The organism is Psychrobacter piechaudii, from assembly GCF_900162825.1.
GTDB classification, from domain to species: Bacteria; Pseudomonadota; Gammaproteobacteria; order Pseudomonadales; family Moraxellaceae; genus Psychrobacter; species Psychrobacter piechaudii.
The window spans coordinates 1-470 of record NZ_FUGE01000273.1 but is presented as its reverse complement, the minus strand read 5'-3'; the positions used below and the strand labels follow the sequence as shown (position 1 = coordinate 470).

The following is a 470-nucleotide window of genomic DNA, read 5'->3' as shown; positions in this document are numbered from 1 at the left end:
ACTGTCTGAGCCTATCTTACATGCCGATGAAACCCCGGTATCTATCATGAAGAACCATGTAAAGGTAGGTGGTAAATCATTAAAAAAAGGCTATGTCTGGGCGTATCTTACGCCACAGCACAACTCATTAAAGGCGGTGGTCTATGACTTTGCCGAAAGTCGTCGTAATGAGCATCCTAAAGCCTTTTTAGATAAGTGGCGCGGTAAGCTGGTTTGCGATGATTACAGCGGATATAAGTTCTTATTTCATCAAGGTGTGACTGAAATCGGTTGTCTGGCCCATGCACGGCGTAAGTTTCATGAACTGCATGTCACTGGGCAAAGTATCGTGAGTATTGAGGCATTAACGTTATTTAGGCAGTTGTATGCCATTGAACGTGAGATTGATGAGCGCTTTGAAAAAAATACACCCCCAATACCAAGAGATCCCCAAATAGTTCGGCAAATCAGGCAAGATAAAGCCAAACCGA

At 43.6% G+C, this 470-nt stretch carries 1 protein-coding gene; it reads left to right on the top strand.

Annotated features, from left to right (window positions below; translation table 11 throughout):
* Positions 1-470: IS66 family transposase (locus A1019T_RS12920; protein WP_143514158.1), on the top strand; the 470-nt coding region annotated here is incomplete at both ends.